General features: G+C 65.8%; 15 protein-coding genes and 1 tRNA gene. 10 read left to right on the forward strand and 6 right to left on the reverse strand.

The genetic code is table 11. The features are described 5' to 3' along the window. Positions 1–11: 11 nt before the first annotated feature. Positions 12–458, reverse strand: a complete 447-nt coding sequence (gene rpiB, locus OXM58_13195) for a ribose 5-phosphate isomerase B (protein ID MDE0149320.1) — start codon at positions 456–458, stop codon at positions 12–14. A 435-nt stretch (positions 459–893) separates the two neighbouring features. Between rpiB and OXM58_13200 the strand changes: the two genes are divergently transcribed. The 3 genes from OXM58_13200 (at position 894) to OXM58_13210 (ending at position 2,873) form a co-directional block, all read left to right on the forward strand. Beyond that, positions 894–1,337 (forward strand): MucR family transcriptional regulator, encoded by a 444-nt coding sequence (locus OXM58_13200; protein MDE0149321.1) that lies wholly within the window; start codon positions 894–896, stop codon positions 1,335–1,337. 856 nt (positions 1,338–2,193) lie between these two features. Next, positions 2,194–2,268: transfer RNA gene (locus OXM58_13205), tRNA-Val, on the forward strand. 164 nt (positions 2,269–2,432) lie between these two features. Further along, on the forward strand, positions 2,433–2,873 hold the full coding sequence (locus OXM58_13210; protein MDE0149322.1) for a hypothetical protein: 441 nt from the start codon (positions 2,433–2,435) through the stop codon (positions 2,871–2,873). A 749-nt stretch (positions 2,874–3,622) separates the two neighbouring features. Here the strand turns inward: OXM58_13210 and OXM58_13215 are convergent. Continuing rightward, positions 3,623–4,321 carry an AbiV family abortive infection protein gene (locus OXM58_13215; protein ID MDE0149323.1) on the reverse strand — a complete coding sequence of 233 codons (699 nt, stop codon included), beginning with the start codon at positions 4,319–4,321 and terminating at the stop codon, positions 3,623–3,625. A gap of 371 nt (positions 4,322–4,692) precedes the next feature. Beyond that, complete coding sequence (gene dksA / locus OXM58_13220) at positions 4,693–5,058, reverse strand: RNA polymerase-binding protein DksA (GenBank protein MDE0149324.1); 366 nt, start codon at positions 5,056–5,058, stop codon at positions 4,693–4,695. A 329-nt stretch (positions 5,059–5,387) separates the two neighbouring features. Between dksA and OXM58_13225 the strand changes: the two genes are divergently transcribed. Beyond that, on the forward strand, positions 5,388–6,266 hold the full coding sequence (locus OXM58_13225) for a TIGR01459 family HAD-type hydrolase (GenBank protein ID MDE0149325.1): 879 nt from the start codon (positions 5,388–5,390) through the stop codon (positions 6,264–6,266). Positions 6,267–6,901: 635 nt separating this feature from the next. Further along, complete coding sequence (locus OXM58_13230) at positions 6,902–8,416, forward strand: Do family serine endopeptidase (GenBank protein ID MDE0149326.1); 1,515 nt, start codon at positions 6,902–6,904, stop codon at positions 8,414–8,416. A gap of 50 nt (positions 8,417–8,466) precedes the next feature. On the opposite strand, the gene serB is transcribed toward OXM58_13230, so the two are convergent. Continuing rightward, positions 8,467–9,378, reverse strand: coding sequence for a phosphoserine phosphatase SerB (gene serB / locus OXM58_13235; GenBank protein ID MDE0149327.1), 912 nt, complete (start codon positions 9,376–9,378; stop codon positions 8,467–8,469). A 64-nt stretch (positions 9,379–9,442) separates the two neighbouring features. Here serB and miaA point away from each other — a divergent pair, with 64 nt between their 5' ends. The 3 genes from miaA (at position 9,443) to ilvN (ending at position 12,984) form a co-directional block, all read left to right on the forward strand. Continuing rightward, positions 9,443–10,432, forward strand: coding sequence for a tRNA (adenosine(37)-N6)-dimethylallyltransferase MiaA (gene miaA, locus OXM58_13240; protein ID MDE0149328.1), 990 nt, complete (start codon positions 9,443–9,445; stop codon positions 10,430–10,432). 232 nt (positions 10,433–10,664) lie between these two features. Beyond that, a complete protein-coding gene (locus OXM58_13245; GenBank protein ID MDE0149329.1) occupies positions 10,665–12,425 on the forward strand; it encodes an acetolactate synthase 3 large subunit in 1,761 nt (586 codons plus the stop codon). Between the two features lie 61 nt (positions 12,426–12,486). Then, positions 12,487–12,984, forward strand: coding sequence for an acetolactate synthase small subunit (gene ilvN, locus OXM58_13250; protein ID MDE0149330.1), 498 nt, complete (start codon positions 12,487–12,489; stop codon positions 12,982–12,984). Between the two features lie 48 nt (positions 12,985–13,032). Here the strand turns inward: ilvN and OXM58_13255 are convergent, their stop codons facing one another. Beyond that, positions 13,033–13,596 (reverse strand): GNAT family N-acetyltransferase, encoded by a 564-nt coding sequence (locus tag OXM58_13255; protein MDE0149331.1) that lies wholly within the window; start codon positions 13,594–13,596, stop codon positions 13,033–13,035. Further along, the gene (locus tag OXM58_13260; GenBank protein MDE0149332.1) at positions 13,586–13,894 is read right to left on the reverse strand and encodes a DUF1778 domain-containing protein; all 309 of its coding nucleotides are present in this window, start codon (positions 13,892–13,894) and stop codon (positions 13,586–13,588) included. Before OXM58_13260 ends, OXM58_13255 begins: the two co-directional genes overlap by 11 nt. A 253-nt stretch (positions 13,895–14,147) precedes the next feature. Between OXM58_13260 and ilvC the strand changes: the two genes are divergently transcribed. Both ilvC and OXM58_13270 read left to right on the forward strand, forming a co-directional pair. After that, positions 14,148–15,167, forward strand: coding sequence for a ketol-acid reductoisomerase (ilvC, locus tag OXM58_13265; protein ID MDE0149333.1), 1,020 nt, complete (start codon positions 14,148–14,150; stop codon positions 15,165–15,167). Between the two features lie 411 nt (positions 15,168–15,578). Next, positions 15,579–16,619 carry a rod shape-determining protein gene (locus OXM58_13270; GenBank protein ID MDE0149334.1) on the forward strand — a complete coding sequence of 347 codons (1,041 nt, stop codon included), beginning with the start codon at positions 15,579–15,581 and terminating at the stop codon, positions 16,617–16,619. Positions 16,620–16,634 lie beyond the last annotated feature (15 nt).

Below are 16,634 nucleotides of genomic sequence, written 5' to 3' on the forward strand. Positions count from 1 at the left end.
CGGACGGCCGGTCAACCCGCGGCGCTGTCGATCTTGTCGACCCGCGCCGCATGCCGCCCGCCGTCGAAGGGCGTTTCGAGGAAAATGCGCAGCGCATCGCGGGCCGTCTCCACACCGATCAGCCGCCCGCCCAGCGCCAGCACGTTGGCATTGTTATGCTGCCGCGACAGGCGCGCCGAGAGGCTATCGTGACACAGCGCGGCGCGCACGCCCCGGTGGCGGTTGAGCGCAATGCTGATGCCGATTCCGGAGCCGCAGACGGCCACGCCCATCTCCGCGTCGCCCGATGCGACCGACCGGGCCAGCGCATGGCCGAAATCCGGATAGTCGACCGGCTCGGCGGAGGCCGGCCCCAGATCCAGAACCCGATGCCCCAGCGCCTTCAGGTCGTCGGCCAGGGCGGATTTGAGCGCGAAGCCGGCATGATCCGACGCAACGGCTACGGTTTTCGCAGTCAATCGCGGTTCCCTCGATAGCCGGCGCCACCGATTTCCGCCCGAACCACCAGATATCGCGCATTGCGCCGGTGCAACGACACGATCTCGTATATCCCGTTCGCCGGCCGAAGGCAATTCCGCGCCGGCCGGCAGCCGCTTTTCGGGGATCGCACTGTCTCTTTCAATGCTGCCGGAGAGATGGCCGGGGCCCCGGCAAGACGGCGCCAAATAGAGACGTCCGGCAGGCGCCGGAAAGCCGGTCTACATGAGTATCGCTTTAAGATAATCGAGTAACGATTTGATTCGTCTGAAAGAAACCGAAACCGGTTGAATTGACTTGCGGCCAATACTGTGCGATAGAGTGAAGTGCGTGCCGGCAGGTCAACACCGGAAAAACGGTGAGCCTGCCGGCCTAGCAAAGCGCCAAACAAGGCGCAAAACAAAAGGACGCGGGGTATGAGTAACGAGCACACGGAGCGTATCTCCCGTGAGGAGATGCTCCGGATGACCACTGATGTCGTCTCGGCCTATGTTGGCAACAACACGACCGCGACGAACCAGCTTCCGGATCTGATCAGGACAGTCCACGGTTCGCTCAATGCCTTGGGCGAAGCGCAGGCGGCCGAATCGGCGCCCAAGCCGGCGGTGCCGGTGCGCCGGTCGCTGACGCCGGAATATCTGGTCTGCCTGGAAGACGGCAAGAAACTGAAAATGCTCAAGCGCTATCTGCGGACGACCTACGACATGTCGCCGGACGACTACCGCCAGAAATGGGGGCTGCCGGCGGATTATCCGATGGTCGCGCCGAACTACGCCAAGCGCCGTTCGGAATTCGCCAAGCGCATCGGGCTCGGCCGCCGGGGCCGCGGCGGACAGCCGGAAGCCCGGGTGGCCAACTGATCCGGCGCTGAAGGAGCCCGGCGGGAAACCGCCGGGCCCTTCGCTTCCAGGCGCCGTTGCCGGAGCGGGCCGCAGAGCGGCCTGCCCCGGGTTGCCCCCGGTTTGCCCCGGAGGATGGCCGAAGGGTTCGCGGAGCGGACGGAGTCCGCCCCGCGGCCCTTCTTTGTTGCGCAAATGCGACTCGGGAAGGACTTTATTCCATCGCATTTGTTCGCTATGCGGTCGCGCTGCGCCGGCCGAAATGGCGGAAAACCGCGCTTTCGGCCGCACACCGCGCCGCTTGCCGCAGGCCGGACCGCTATACGGACCGGTCTGTCTTCCGCGTTTTTTTTTGCGCCACTCGCCCCGGCCCCGCAGATTGCGAAGTTGACATCCCGAACGGAAGGCGACTGCCGGGTCGATAGACCCGACCGGCCGGACTAAGGCAGTCGCTGCCTCGGGCCACCGGATTCGGGACCGCGGAGGAATCGACATTCGGAATATCCGGAGGGCGCCCGCAGACTGCGGCAGGCACACACCTCAGGTGTCGGTGCGCGCCATATAGGAAATGTGATCGTGCCTGTCAAGAGAAAAATCGTATTTTCGGAAAAAATTATTATATTGCAGGTTTTCCCGCGATTTTCCCCGCGATTTCCCTCGGAATTTCAATGCCTTGGGCCGGCTGCCCGGCGGACCGGCCGGCTGCCGGACGCCGCCGTCTTGACAGCCGCACGGCGCACTCCATACATAGCGCCTCCGGCACGCGACGCTGGCGGACGACACTGGGGCGGACGACACTGGCGGGCGGCGCCGGGCCGCGGGCGTTTGCCGGCGGAACCCGGCCCCCGCGCAGGCGGCGCGGCGGGCCGGCAAATCAGGGCGCGTAGCTCAGCGGGAGAGCACTGTCTTCACACGGCAGGGGTCGCTGGTTCGAACCCAGCCGCGCCCACCAAGTTTTTCAAGGGGTTAGCGGAAATCCGCGGCTCCCGACTTTCCCGAATTACTGTGCGATCGCACAGAAACCCGTAAAGACCCGGCCGCCTTGGCAAAGGTGCAGTCGGGTGCGGCGCGATGGCTGCTCTGGCACGGGCTAACCCGAACAAGGGAGGCGGTCCAATGAGATTTTTCTTCGCAGGGATTTTGTATTTGGCAGCCGCAATCGGCGGAGGCGGCATGTCAGCAAATGCAGCGGTAATCGCTTCGTGTGGCTTCATGAAAGGATACAGTTACTTCTTTCGAAATGAGCTTGCTGGCAATTCTCCCGGATGGGAACGAGGATCACTGAAGACCACAACGATCTTCTTGGGAACCGACAAGGTCAAAGAGGTAGTCCTGAAGAGCACGCTCAGAGGGCAAGATTGGACGAGAAGCACCAGCGACTACGGCGCTCAAGTGTACGAGGTCGCCAGACAGGGTTCAATCCGCCACATCCTGATCCTATGGGGACCGGTGACGGAGCTATATGCGCTTGACACGGAGAAGAAGAGCCTCTCGCTCGTCTCCCAAAAGTCCGGACTGATCAAGGTGACACATGCTTTCGTGGGAAAGTGTGAGTGAAACACCAGCTTTCACGGACAGACAACGTAGGAAGGTACACAAGACTTTACACGGTTGATGGCTGGCCCCGTGATGGCACCGCCGGCCTGCCCTGCAGGGGAACGGATCGATGTGGGGAGTAACGGTCTCCATAGAAGGGAAAGATTGGTGAGGAAGTTAACATCTACAGTCGTGTTGGGATTGTCAGTGCTCTCTGGATCAGCTTTAGCTGCGGATCGCCGGTCAGAACTGCGCTGTGCAGAGTTGCAAAAGCGCGTTGTCGAGTTGTCTCCTGTTGACGTTAGCCCCACACGTGAGCCTTTGGTTCGAGACCATGTGCCAAACCGGAATTTCATCTGGTGTCTCGGTATTGGCTTTGCCACGTTGGGAGAAGACCAGAGACCGAAAGCTGTCATACTGTCTTTTGGCACCGAGCCGGACGGCACAATTTGGTTGGAATTCTGGGAAAAACGGCGGAAACCGTCGTTCAAGTGGAAGCGGATTAGGTTTCAATAAAGCATGAAAACCCTACTCGCTCACTTATCCGGCCCGACGGTTTCGCAGAGCCGGTTGGCGGGCCCGCGCCAAGGATGATGTAGCCGCGACGGATATTCTAGCCGTTAACGCCGGCTATCGAAGCCCGCTCCGGGCATACCACTGGGTCCGCTTCGCGCTGGCCGGATAAGCCGCTACGGCGCTGGCGCTATAACGGCTTGGGCGCGTAGCCAAAATGTCTATGAGTATCGGGCAAGACTTTACAGAAAATTTGACTATTCGTCTGCCGTCGGTGCGGCCTCACCAAAAAGGAATTCCTCTATAGTGGGCGGGGTGTCATCTTTGTCCCGCAATCCATTCTCCTTCATCGCGGAGAACCAATTTACGAGCGCGGCTTTCTGCACATCCATCGGCGCTCCGTAAACGGGTGCCATGTGCTTTTTCCAAAGTTCTATTTCCGTTTCAGTTGTAAAGGAACTTCGCGCCAAGAGGTCGGCAGTACTGACCAAGCGATTCGCTACTTCGCGGTCAATAACCTTCTCAGGCTCCGTCCAGTGAGCATTGCCCAAGCAGTCGGTGTAAAGGCTAATCTGTTTGATTTGGTCGAGCAGAGCTGTGTGTTCTCCTGATGTGTCCGCTGCCGGTGCGAGCGAGTCCAGATCGCGTGCACCAGAGGCGACCAGATCGGGCAATATCCACATCACATTCTTCTTTTGATGACTTTGGTACTCTCGCCAAAGGCGCTTTCGCTCGGTGTCCGGGATGGACGCAAACTGGCGAAGGATGGTTATTTTCCCACTCTCTTCGATAGAAAGCACTGCCATTGCGGCGGCAGTTGGATAACGGTCCGCCTCTAACAAGAGCTTGGCGTCATCTGCCAATCGACGCGCATTGCGCCGCGCCGCATTTATCCCGCTAGCGATCTGAGGAGGTCTCAGTGCACCTCTATACTTTGAAAAATCTGACTTCAACATCGTTCCCCTGCTCGTAAGAAAGTTTTCTACCCTAAATCATCCTGCCCGGCCGGAAACTTGGACACCGGTGTCGCAGGAGAAGGATATGAGTCACCACCACACCCACGTGAATGCGCGCCATTAGGCAACAGCCCGCTACACCGTCTTCGAGTACGACAGTTGGCACTGCGTTCTGTGCGGCAACGCCGGCCGGCCGGACTGTGACCGTATCGAACCGCTACGGCGGAGCGGCGACCCGCTGTGCTGTCTTTCGGCGTGACGGGCATAGGTACACAGCTTGTGGACGCGCAGGCCAGCTAGAGGCGCACCGTGAGCCTCCGCTTCACCCTATTCTTCAAAAGGAGATTCCGGCACCGCCCGCCCCCACCCCTTCAATCCGCCCTTTGCGTCCGCTCCCTGCGTTCGTGGCGTTCCTGGGCTTCGATGCTCAGCGTGGCGATCGGACGGGCGTCGAGGCGGTCGACGCCGATCGGCTCGGCGGTCTCCTCGCAATAGCCGTAAGTGCCTTCCTCGATCCGCTGCATGGCGGCGTCGATCTTGGCGATCAGCTTGCGCTGCCGGTCGCGGGCGCGCAGCTCGCGGCTGCGGTCCGATTCCAGGGTCGCCCGGTCGGCCATGTCGGCCTCGTTCAGGCTCTCCGCCTGCATGGTGTGAATCGTCTCCTCCGCATCGCCGAGGAGCCGGTCGCGCCAGCGCTCCAGTTTCTGCCGGAAATAGGCGGTCATCACCGGATTCATGAACGGCTCGTCCCGGCTGGGACGATACGATCCGGGAACGGCCGGCCGTGTTCGGCTCATTGCGCCACCGTCGGAAAATGGACGAAATATGGGTGAAGCGGCGGCGACTATACGGGCGGCGCCGAAAGCCGGCAAGCCGCGAAAGCTGCGGATTTTCGGGACGCCCGGAGCCCCGAACCCGGATCCATGCGGCGGACTGTCGGACGGTGCGCCGGAGCGCCGGATGCTATGGCGGTTCCGCGATCCCACGATTCGGGATCCCGCGATTCGGGGAGCCATTCGCGGAGCCAATCGGGGAGATCGCGCGGCAGCGGCGCAGCGGGAGGCCCATGACGGAACCGAACCATGTGATCGCCGGCCTGTCCGCGGTCGCCGGCCGGTATGACGGTTTCATCCTCGATCTCTGGGGCACGATCCACAACGGCGTCGAGCCCCTGCCCGGCGCCGTCGACTGCCTGCGCGCCCTGGCGCAGCGCGGCAAGTCCGTCCTGATCCTGTCCAACGCGCCCCGCCGCTCGGCCGCGGTCGTCGGCCGGATGGATGCCGTGGGCATTCCGCGGGACTGTTACGGCCCCGTCCTGTCGTCCGGCGAGGCCGGCTGGCTGGCCCTGCGCGCGCGCGCCGACCCCTGGCATGCCGCACTCGGCGACCGCGCCTTCCTGATCGGCGAGGCCGGCGACGAATCCGTCCTCCAGGACCAGGCGGTCGAAGAGGCCGGCTCGCTCGAACGGGCGACCTTCCTGCTGTGCGTCGGCGCGTTCCTGCGCACCGATACGGTCGCGGACTATGCGGCCCTGCTCGCCGAGGCGCGGGCAAGAAACCTGCCGATGCTGTGCGTGAACCCCGACCTGGAAGTGCTGCGCGGGCCGGTGCGGGAGATCTGCGCCGGCGCCATCGCTGCGCGCTACGCCGCGCTCGGCGGCGACGTCGGCTATCACGGCAAACCGCACCGGCCGATCTACACGCTGAGCTTCGCGCGGTTTCCCGGCATCCCGCCCGCGCGCATCCTGGCGGTCGGCGATTCCCTGCGCACGGATATCGCCGGCGCCAACGGGGCGGGCATCGATTCGCTGTTCATCACCGGCGGCCTGCTGGCCGAGGAACTGGGCATCGCGCCCTTGGGCGACCCGCCGCCCGCCGCGTTGCCGCCGCTTTACGCCCGATACCGGCAACGGCCGACCTGGGCCGCCGCCGCCTTCCGCTGGTAGGGGCACCGGGCAGCGCCGATCCCATTATCCGTCATTTCGACCGGAGCGGCGCAGCCGCCCCCTCTCCGTCATTTCGACCGGAGCGGCGCAGCCGCGGAGTGGAGAAATCTTTCCGGAACAGTGCTTTGAACGAGGCTCAGCAGGCGAGAGATTTTGGGGATTATATCTGTAACCATGCGTCCGCGGTCCTCGGCCGTTCCGATGGCCGATATCGTTGCCCGTCCCTCCCTTGCCGCCCCGGACGAAGCGCAGCGGAGATCCGGGGCCCAGGAGCCACCGGCTGAGACCGTTCGGGTCGGCCCCTTCGACTTCGCTCAGGGCAAGCTCTGGGCCCCGGATCAAGTCCGGGGCGGCAAAATCAGGTTTCCGGGCATCGACGAACCGGCGGCGTTTGCAGTTATTACCGACTTCCCTCCGCCGTCGGAGGAACGTCGGGCGTTCCGGCGCGACGGACAATTTCAAACTGACCCGTTACCGACAAACGAACCTGCGTGACGTTTTGGACGATTGGCGGCAGAATTTTGCCCGAATTCGGGTATAGTCGGTATCGGCAAGCGGCTGGAAGCGGTGCACGGAATCTTCCCGGACGGCGCCGGTTCCGGAACCGCCACGGCCTCGCAGGACGGATGCACCGGATGAAGAAACCGAGATCGCCGCACCACGCCCGGATCGTACCGACCACCCTGGCCGCTCTGGCATGCCTTGCCGCCGCCGGCCATGTGCTGGGCGCGAGCGCCGCGAAGGCGGAGACCGGCAAGACCCGCGCCTCGGCCCCGCAAGCCGCCGATGCCCGGGGCGTTTCCCTGCCCGACCTTGTCGCCCGGCTGCTGCCCTCCGTGGTCAGCATCACGACGACCCAGGGCGGCAAGCCGGCGGCCGGGCGCCCGGCGCCGGAGGGCTCGCCCTTCGAAGAGTATTTCCGGGAGTATTTCAACAAGCGCCGCAACCGGCAGCGCGGCTCGAACGTCGGCAGCGGCTTCATCGTCAGCGCCGACGGCTTCGTCGTCACGAACAACCATGTCATCAGCCGGGCGACGGTCGTCCATGTGGTGCTGGACGGCGGCCGGCAGCTCGAGGCGCGGGTCGTCGGCCGCGACCCCAGGGCCGACCTGGCGGTGCTCAAGGTCAAGCCCAAGGCCCCCCTGCCCTTCGTGAAATGGGGCAATTCCGACACGATGCGGATCGGCCAGGCGGTCGTCGCCATCGGCAACCCGTTCGGCCTCAGCCAGACCGTCACCACCGGCATCCTTTCGGCGCGCGGCCGGCATCTGCAGAATTTCGGCGGTTTCCTGGGCAGTTCCTTCGTCGATTTCCTGCAGACCGATGCGGCCATAAACCGGGGCAACAGCGGCGGCCCCCTGTTCAACCGCGCCGGCGACGTCATCGGCGTCAACACCGCAATCTTTTCGCGCGGCCAGGGCAATGCCGGCATCGCGTTCGCCGTACCCTCGAACCTTGCGGCGCCGATCATCCAGCAGCTGAAGCTCTACGGCCGGACGCGGCGCGGCTGGCTGGGCGTGCAGATCCAGTCGGTCGACGGCGAGCTGGCCCGGACGCTGGGCATGGAGACGCCGACCGGGGCCCTGGTGGCCAACGTCGTGAGCGGCAGCCCGGCGGCCGAAGGCGGCCTCGTCTCCGGCGACGTGATCCTGGAGTTCGACGGCAAGACGGTGCCCAACGCCGCGCGCCTGTCGCAGATCGTGGCGGCCGCGCCGGTCGGCAAGAGCGTGCGTATCTCCGTGCTGCGGCGCGGACGGACCGTCACGCTCACCGTCACCCTGGGCGAACTGGAAAAGGCTGTGCAGACCGGCGCCGCCGAGAAGCTCGACACCGAAGGGATCCGGCCCGACCTGTTTCCCGAACTCGGCCTGCGGCTCGGCAAGATCACCCCCGAACTTGCGGACCGTTACGGGATCGAGACGAGGGCGGGCGTCGTCGTCCTGGGCGTCGAGCCGGACGGCGACGCGGATCGCAAGGGTGTCAAGCCGGGCGACGTCATCGTCGAGATGGAGCATACCGCCGTCGCAACGCCCGAGGCCGTCAGGAAACTGGTCGACGAGTCGAAAAGCGCGCGCAAGACCTCCGCCCTGCTGCTGATCGAACGCGGCGACGACCGGCGCTTCGTCGTGCTCCGGTTCAAGCTGCAATAAGGGCTGTGGCGGAAAGGGCTGTGGCGGAAGGGGCCGGCGCCCCCGGGAACTCAGTCCCCGGACGCGGCGGCGGCGATTTCATCGTGCCGATAGCCCTGAAGATACAGAAGCGCGGTCAGATCGCCGTGCTCGATGCGGTGCTGCGCCGCCGCCGCGGCGGCGGGCTTGGCCCGGAACGCGACTCCGGCGCCCGCCGCCTGCAACATCGGGATATCGTTGGCGCCGTCGCCGACCGCCAGGGCGTCCTGCCGGGACAGGCCGCGGTCGGCGAGAAACGCGTCCATGGCCTCCAGCTTGCCCTGGGCGCCGAGCACGGGATGGACCAGCTGTCCGGTCAGCACGCCGCCGTCCACCACGACGTCGTTGGCGACGTCGATGTCGAAACCGCATTCGCGGCGGACGAATTCCGAATAGATCCGGAATCCGCCGGAGACCAGGGCGGCCAAGGCGCCTTCCTTGCGCATGGCGCGCACGAGGGCTCGCGCGCCGGGCGTGAATTCGATGCGGTAGCAGAAGGCCTGCAGGAATTCCTTTTCGAGGCCGCCGAGCAGTTCGACGCGCACGGCAAGCGCCTCGCGGAACGGGATTTCGCCGTTCATCGCCTGCTGCGTGATCCGCCGGACAGTGTCGCCCACGCCCAGGAGATCGGCGAGGTCGTCGACCATCTCGTTGCGGATGACCGTCGACTCCATGTCGGCGACCAGCAGCCGCTTGCGGCGGTTGTCTGCGCCGGTGACGACCACATCGACCGGCAAACGGCCGACCGAGAGCCTGACCGCTTCCTGCGCCGCGCCGGGATCGCCGCCGGCAAACGGGATATCGCAGGCGACCTGGGGCGACAGCCAGTCCGGCTCGCCGCCTTCGGCGCCGGCGTCTTCCAGCGCCCAGCGCGCCGACGTGACCGTTCCGTCGGACAGGCGCGGCAGGGCCGGATTGGCAATCAGCGTCACGAAGTGGCTCATTGCGGGCGAAATCGGTTGCGCCGATGAAGGGTGTCCGGTCGGCGTATTCGGGGAGCGAACGGGTTTGAGCGCACCGGCGAACCGGGCGGCGGGCGATCCGGGCCGACGGAAAAACCCGGGCCGACGAGAAAACATCGTCGTCATCGGCGGTCCGACCGCCGGCGGCAAGTCCGAAATCGCGTTGCAGATCGCGCGGGAATTCGGCGGCGCGGTGATCAATGCCGACAGCATGCAGGTGTATCAGGAACTGAAAATCGTCACCGCGCGGCCCGATGACGCGGCGCTGTCGACGGCGCCGCACCGGCTGTACGGCGTCCTCCCGGCGCGGGAGCGCTGCTCGGCCGGGCGCTGGCGGCGCCTGGCGCTGGACGAGATCGCCGCCGCGGTGGAGGCCGGACGGCTGCCGGTCGTGGTCGGCGGCACCGGCCTGTATCTCAAGGCGCTGCTGGACGGCATCGCCGAGGTTCCCGACGTTCCGGAAGCGGCGGTGCAGGCCGTTGCCGCCTGGCTGGACGAGGCCGGCCTCAATGCGGGACGCGCGCGGCTGCGCGCCGTCGATCCGGCGACCGCCGGCCGGCTGGCCGCGATCGACCGCCAGCGCCTGGTGCGCGCCCTGTCGGTCTTCGAGCATAGCGGCCGGCCGCTGTCCGCCTGGCCGGCGGACCGGAACGGCGCGGCCCCGCTCCGCGCCTTCAGGATCGCCGTCATGCCGCCGCGCGAAGAACTGTACCGGCGCATCGACGCCCGCTTCGCCCGCATGGTGGAGGCCGGCGCGATCGACGAGGTCCGGCGCCTCGACGCGCTGCGCCTCGATCCGTCGCTGCCGGCGATGAAGGCGGTCGGCGTGCCGCAGATCCGGGCCCACCTCAACGGAGAGACCGACCGCGCCACGATGATCGCGCAGGGCCAGGCCGCCTCGCGGCAGTATGCCAAGCGGCAGTTCACCTGGTTCCGGCGTCAATATCGTTCGCCAGATGCCGTTTTTGCGCAACTTTCGGAAAGGATGCGCGACGAAATGTTTAATAAAATTCGTCAATTCCGGTTGACGGGGTGAATCGCGGCCCGTATTTCCGAAGTCTGGATTAACCGCTTTTGCCGCCGCCGGGCGGGTTTGCAGGGCCTTTGCCGGAAGCGCCGCCGCCGCGAGCGGCGATTTTTTTCGCTTCGGGACGGACTATGTTGTCCGACGGCCTGGCCGGTGGCCGGAAACGCCCGACCGGAAACGCCCGGCCCCAAGACGAGTCCGGGCGGCGCATTCGGGGAGACGGATCCCGGGAGACGGATCGATGTCGCAAGAGATGACAGGTTCGGAAATCGTCCTGCGCGCCCTGGCGGACCAGGGCGTCGATACGGTATTCGGTTATCCCGGCGGCGCCGTGCTGCCGATCTACGACGCCCTGCATGTCCAGAACTCGATCCGGCACATCCTGGTGCGCCAGGAGGGCGGCGCGGTCCATGCCGCCGAGGGATACGCGCGCTCGAGCGGCAAGGTCGGCGTCGTGCTGGTGACCTCCGGCCCGGGCGCGACCAATGCGGTCACCGGGCTGACCGACGCGCTGATGGATTCCGTGCCCGTGGTCTGCCTGACCGGCCAGGTCCCGACCCATTTGATCGGCAACGACGCCTTCCAGGAGGCCGATACGACCGGCATCACCCGGCCGTGCACCAAGCACAACTATCTGGTGAAGGACATCGCCGACCTGGCGCGGGTCGTCCACGAGGCCTTCTACGTCGCGCGCAGCGGCCGGCCGGGCCCGGTCGTGGTCGACCTGCCCAAGGACATCCTGCAGGGCAAGGGCAGCTATACGCCGCCGTCGGTCAACGGCCACCGGTCCTACAGACCGAGGAAGAAGGGCGACATCGGCCAGATCGAGAAGGCCGCCGCGGCGATGGCGCAGGCCGAGCGCCCGCTGTTCTACTGCGGCGGCGGCGTCATCAACGCCGGGCCGAAGGCCGCGCACCTGCTGACCGAGCTGGTCAAGCTGACCGGCTTTCCCTGCACGCTGACGCTGATGGGCCTGGGCGCCCTGCCCGCCTCCAACCGGCAGTTCCTCGGCATGGTCGGCATGCATGGCACCTACGAGAGCAATCTCGCCATGCACCACTGCGATCTCATGATCAATATCGGCGCGCGGTTCGACGACCGGGTGACCGGCAAGCTCGACGAATTCGCGCCCCACTCGACCAAGATCCACGTCGACATCGATCCGTCCTCGATCAACAAGAATGTCCGGGCCGATATTCCGATCGTCGGCGACGCCGCCCATGTGCTGGAGGACCTGACCAAGGTCTGGAAGGCCCGGCAGTACCGCGCCGACCGCAAGAAGCTGGACGCCTGGTGGGCGCAGATCGACGAGTGGCGCGCCCGGGACTGCCTGAAATACCAGGCGTCGGACACGCTGATCAAACCGCAATACGCGCTGGAGCGGCTGCGCGAGCTGACGAAGGGCCGCGACGACCTGTTCGTCACCACCGAGGTCGGCCAGCACCAGATGTGGGCGGCGCAGTTCCTGCCCTTCGAGAAGCCGAACCACTGGATGACCTCGGGCGGCCTGGGCACCATGGGCTACGGCCTGCCGGCGGCGATGGGCGTGCAGGTGGCGCACCCCGATGCGCTGGTGATCGACGTCGCCGGCGAAGCCTCCGTCCTGATGAACATCCAGGAGATGAGCACGGTCGCGCAGTACCGCCTGCCGGTGAAGATATTCATCCTCAACAACGAGTATATGGGCATGGTCCGGCAGTGGCAGGAGTTGCTGCACGGCGGGCGCTATTCGGAAAGCTACATGGATTCGCTGCCCGATTTCGTGAAGCTGGCGGAGAGTTTCGGCGCCGTCGGCCTGCGCGCCGAGAAGCCCGCGGACGTGGACGGCGTGATCGAGGAGATGATCGCGGTCGACAAGGCGGTGATCGCCGACATCCTGGTCGACAAGGCGGAGAACTGCTTCCCGATGATCCCGTCCGGCGCGGCGCACCACAAGATGCTGCTCGGCCCCGACGACCAGGCCGCCGAGCCGATTTCCGAAGAGGGCATGGTGCTGGTCTAGGCGCCGCCTCCCGGAAAAAGACCCCCTACGAATCCCCAGAAAGACCGAGGCAGGAAAAGCCATGACCGAACGGCACGTCATCGCCGTGCTGGTGGACAACGAACCCGGCGTGCTCGCCCGGGTCATCGGCCTGTTTTCCGGCCGCGGCTATAATATCGAGAGCCTGACCGTCTCCGAGGTCGACGCCGAGGCCGGCCTGTCGCGCATCAACGTCGTGACCATCGGCACGCCGATGATCATCGAGCAGATCAAGAACCAGCTCGACCGGCTGGTGCCGGTGCATTCGGTCCGCGACCTCTCCGAGGAAGGGCCCCATGTCGAGACCGAGCTGGCGCTGGTCAAGGTCGCCGGCCAGGGCGACAAGCGGGTCGAGGCCCTGCGCATCGCCGACATCTTCGGCGCCAAGGTCGACGATACGACGCTGGAATCCTTCATCTTCCGGCTCGACGGCCAGTCCGACAAGGTCGACCGCTTCATCGACCTGATGAAACCCCTCGGCCTCGTCGAGGTCGCCCGCACCGGCGCCGTCGCGATCAGCCGGGGGACGGAAGGCATTTAAGGGGACGGTGAGCCCTCCCCCATCGACCCGCCATCGCGCGGCAGCTCCCTACGCCTCCGCGTCTCCGGAGCCTGCCCGAACCGCCGCGCGCACCTGCTTCATTGTGAGAAACATGCGCCCGGGGTCGCTCGCGAACGCCGCGAAACCGAAGCTCTCGTACCACGCCTTGCGGCGGGCAAGGTCCGCCGCGCCGCCGTCCGAAATCGCATCGAGAAGAATGGCATGGCACCCGGCCAAGTCGGCGATCACGCATGCCTTTTCGAAAACATGGTGCATGAGGATGCCGCCGAGGCCCCTGCCCTGCGCCGCCCGGTCGACCGCGACCTGACCCAGGAATAGCACCGGGATTTCCCCATGATCGGGCGCCCCCCGCGGCCGCCGCCTGAGTTCGTCCACGTTCATCATGCCGAGGTTGACGGCATGATAGCCCAGGATCCGCGGGCTGCCCTCCTCGACGACGACATAGACGCGGGTCATGTCGTCCTTCTGCTGTTTCCTGGCGCTCAGCTTGAGGAAGTTGTTCAGACGGCCGACGCCGCAGTCGAAATCGGCGCGGTCGTGCCGCGCCGGGTCGAAACGCTCGATACGGCAGGCCGGATGCTCAGTCGGCATGAACCACGCGCGCCCTGTAGTTTCGGGCAGCCGCAAGCGCGCGCGGGGTCGGAGCGGGTGGAGCGTCAAGGGCGGCAGCGAATATCCCGGCGTCTTCGGGCGTCAGGGTGTGCCGGGACTGTTGGTCGAGCACACGCGTGGCCTCGCGCTCGATCGCGGCCCGCAGGAACGCAGACTTGTCCACGGCCAGCGCGAGCGCGGCATGCTCGATCAGCTCCGCCAGCCGATCGTCGTGGCGTATCTGGGTTGTCCTCGTCCGCTTTGCCGGGTCGCCCGATGCAGCCTTGAAATTCAACATGCCCGCCTCCTTGCGAGATGGTTTCATGTAGTGCGATCTGCACTACGTATCAAGCGTGAACTGACGGCACCGGATCGGCGCCTACGTCGCGCCCGAACGCCGCGTTGCGCGGCGCCGTGGCGCCTTATAGAAGAAGCCCGCAACACGGAACCGGCGGCCGGCGCAGAGGGACCAGCGCCGCGGACGATGCCGGAACCCGAATTCCGACCTTCGCCCCGGACATGAGCGGGGAACACCCAAGGGAGAATAGACGATGCGCGTCTATTACGATCGCGACGCCGACGTGAACCTGATCAAGGGCAGGAACGTCCTGATCGTCGGCTACGGCTCGCAGGGCCATGCCCATGCCATCAACCTGCGGGAGTCCGGAGTCTCCGGCATCGCCGTCGCCCTGCGCGAGGGCTCGGCGACCCGCCAGAAGGCCGAGGAGGCCGGCTTCAAAGTCCATACGCCGGCCGAAGGCGCCGGCTGGGCCGACGTCGTCATGATGCTGACCCCGGACGAGCTCCAGGGCGACATCTACGCGGACGAGTTGCACGGCAACATGAAGGACGGCGCCGCGCTCGCCTTCGCCCACGGCCTCAATATCCATTTCAACCTGATCGAGCCGCGCGCCGACCTCGACGTCTTCATGATCGCGCCGAAGGGGCCGGGCCACACGGTGCGCTCGGAATATCAGCGCGGTGGCGGCGTGCCGACCCTGGTCGCCGTGGCGCGCAACGCCTCGGGCAACGCGCTCGAACTCGCCCTGTCCTATGCCTCGGCCATCGGCGGCGGCAAGGCGGGCATCATCGAGACGACGTTCAAGGAAGAATGCGAGACCGACCTGTTCGGCGAGCAGGTCGTGCTGTGCGGCGGCCTGGTCGAACTGATCCGCGGCGGCTACGACACGCTGGTCGAGGCCGGCTATGCGCCCGAGATGGCCTATTTCGAGTGTCTCCACGAGGTCAAGCTGATCGTCGACCTGATCTACGAGGGCGGCATCGCCAACATGAACTATTCCGTATCCAATACGGCAGAGTACGGCGAATACCGCAGCGGTCCGCGCATCATCACCGACGAGACCCGGGCCGAGATGAAGCGCGTGCTCGAAGACATCCAGAGCGGCCGCTTCACCCGGGAATGGATGCTGGAGAACCGGGTCAACCAGACGAGCTTCAAGGCGACCCGGCGCCGCAACGACGCCCACCCGATCGAGGAGGTCGGCCGGAAACTGCGGGCGATGATGCCGTGGATTTCCGAAGGCGCGCTGGTCGACAAGAGCAAGAACTAGCCCGGAACTGGCCCGAAGCTGGCAGGGTCCGCCGGAAGACACGCCGATACGCCTGAAATCCTGAGTCCCGCCTTGCGGATTTGACGGATTTTAGGTAAAAATCCGGCGGCTGTCCGAATCGGACGGCCGCTGCCCGCCGGCAGCATAGCGCGCAGAACGGGAGCTGTGCGCCGCCGGGCGCGAGGCGCACCGGCGAATCGGGATGCGAAACCGCGTTTCGGAGAACGGGTCCTGTTTCGACGGCTTGTTATACTGTATCCTGGTTGTCTTGATCGGGGCCGTTACGACTGACATTCGCCGGTTTTCCGTTCCGCCGCGGCAGCGCCGGCGGCGGGCGGCAGACCGGAAAACCGGCTGCCCGCACCCGGCGGGCGGCGACCGTGGCCAAGGTGCCGGAGGAGAAAGACCAATATGCTGACAGGATTGCTCGGCCTCATGTCCGCCGACATGGCCATCGACCTGGGAACGGCGAACACGCTGGTCTATGTCAAGGGCCGGGGCATCATCCTGAACGAACCCTCCGTCGTCGTCCTCAGGGAAGTCAAGGGCCGGCGGGAAGTCCTCGCGGTCGGGGACGAAGCCAAGCTGATGCTGGGCCGCACGCCCGGCAACCTGCAGGCGATCCGTCCGTTGCGCGACGGCGTTATTGCCGACTTCGACGTCGCCGAGGAAATGATCAAGCACTTCATCCGCAAGGTGCACAACCGGCGCAGCTTTGCGGCGCCGCAGATCATCGTCTGCGTCCCGTCCGGCTCGACGGTCGTGGAACGGCGCGCGATCCACCAGTCCTGCACCAGCGCCGGCGCCAGCCGGGTCTATCTGGTCGAAGAGCCGATGGCGGCCGCGATCGGCGCCGGCCTGCCGGTGACCGAGCCGACCGGTTCGATGGTCGTCGACATCGGCGGCGGAACGACGGAGGTGGCTGTCCTCGCGCTGGGCGGCATCGTCTATGCCCGCTCCGTCCGGGTCGGCGGCGACAAGATGGACGAAGCGGTCATCGGCTACATCCGCCGCAACCATAACGTCCTGATCGGCGAATCCAGCGCCGAGCGGATCAAGAAGGAGATCGGTTCGGCCACCGTTCCGAAAGACGGCGAGGGCAAGATGCTGTCGGTCAAGGGCCGGGACCTGATGAACGGCGTGCCCAAGGAACTGATTCTCTCGGAAGCCCAGATCGCGGAGGCCCTGTCCGAACCGGTCGGGCAGATTATCGAGGCCGTCAAGACGGCGCTCGAACATACGGCGCCGGAACTGGCGGCCGATATCGTCGACAAGGGCATCATGCTGACCGGCGGCGGCGCCCTGCTGGGCAATATGGAGATCGTCCTGCGCCAGGCGACCGGCCTGCCGGTCTCCATCGCCGACGATCCGCTTTCCTGCGTCGCCCTGGGCACGGGCCGCTGCCTCGAAGACCTGCGCAGCCTCAAGTCGGTCCTCGCGACATCGCCGTAGCGGCAGCGGGGCGGG

The sequence above is a fragment of the Rhodospirillaceae bacterium genome, from assembly GCA_028819475.1.
In the GTDB taxonomy this organism is placed as follows: domain Bacteria; phylum Pseudomonadota; class Alphaproteobacteria; order Bin65; family Bin65; genus Bin65.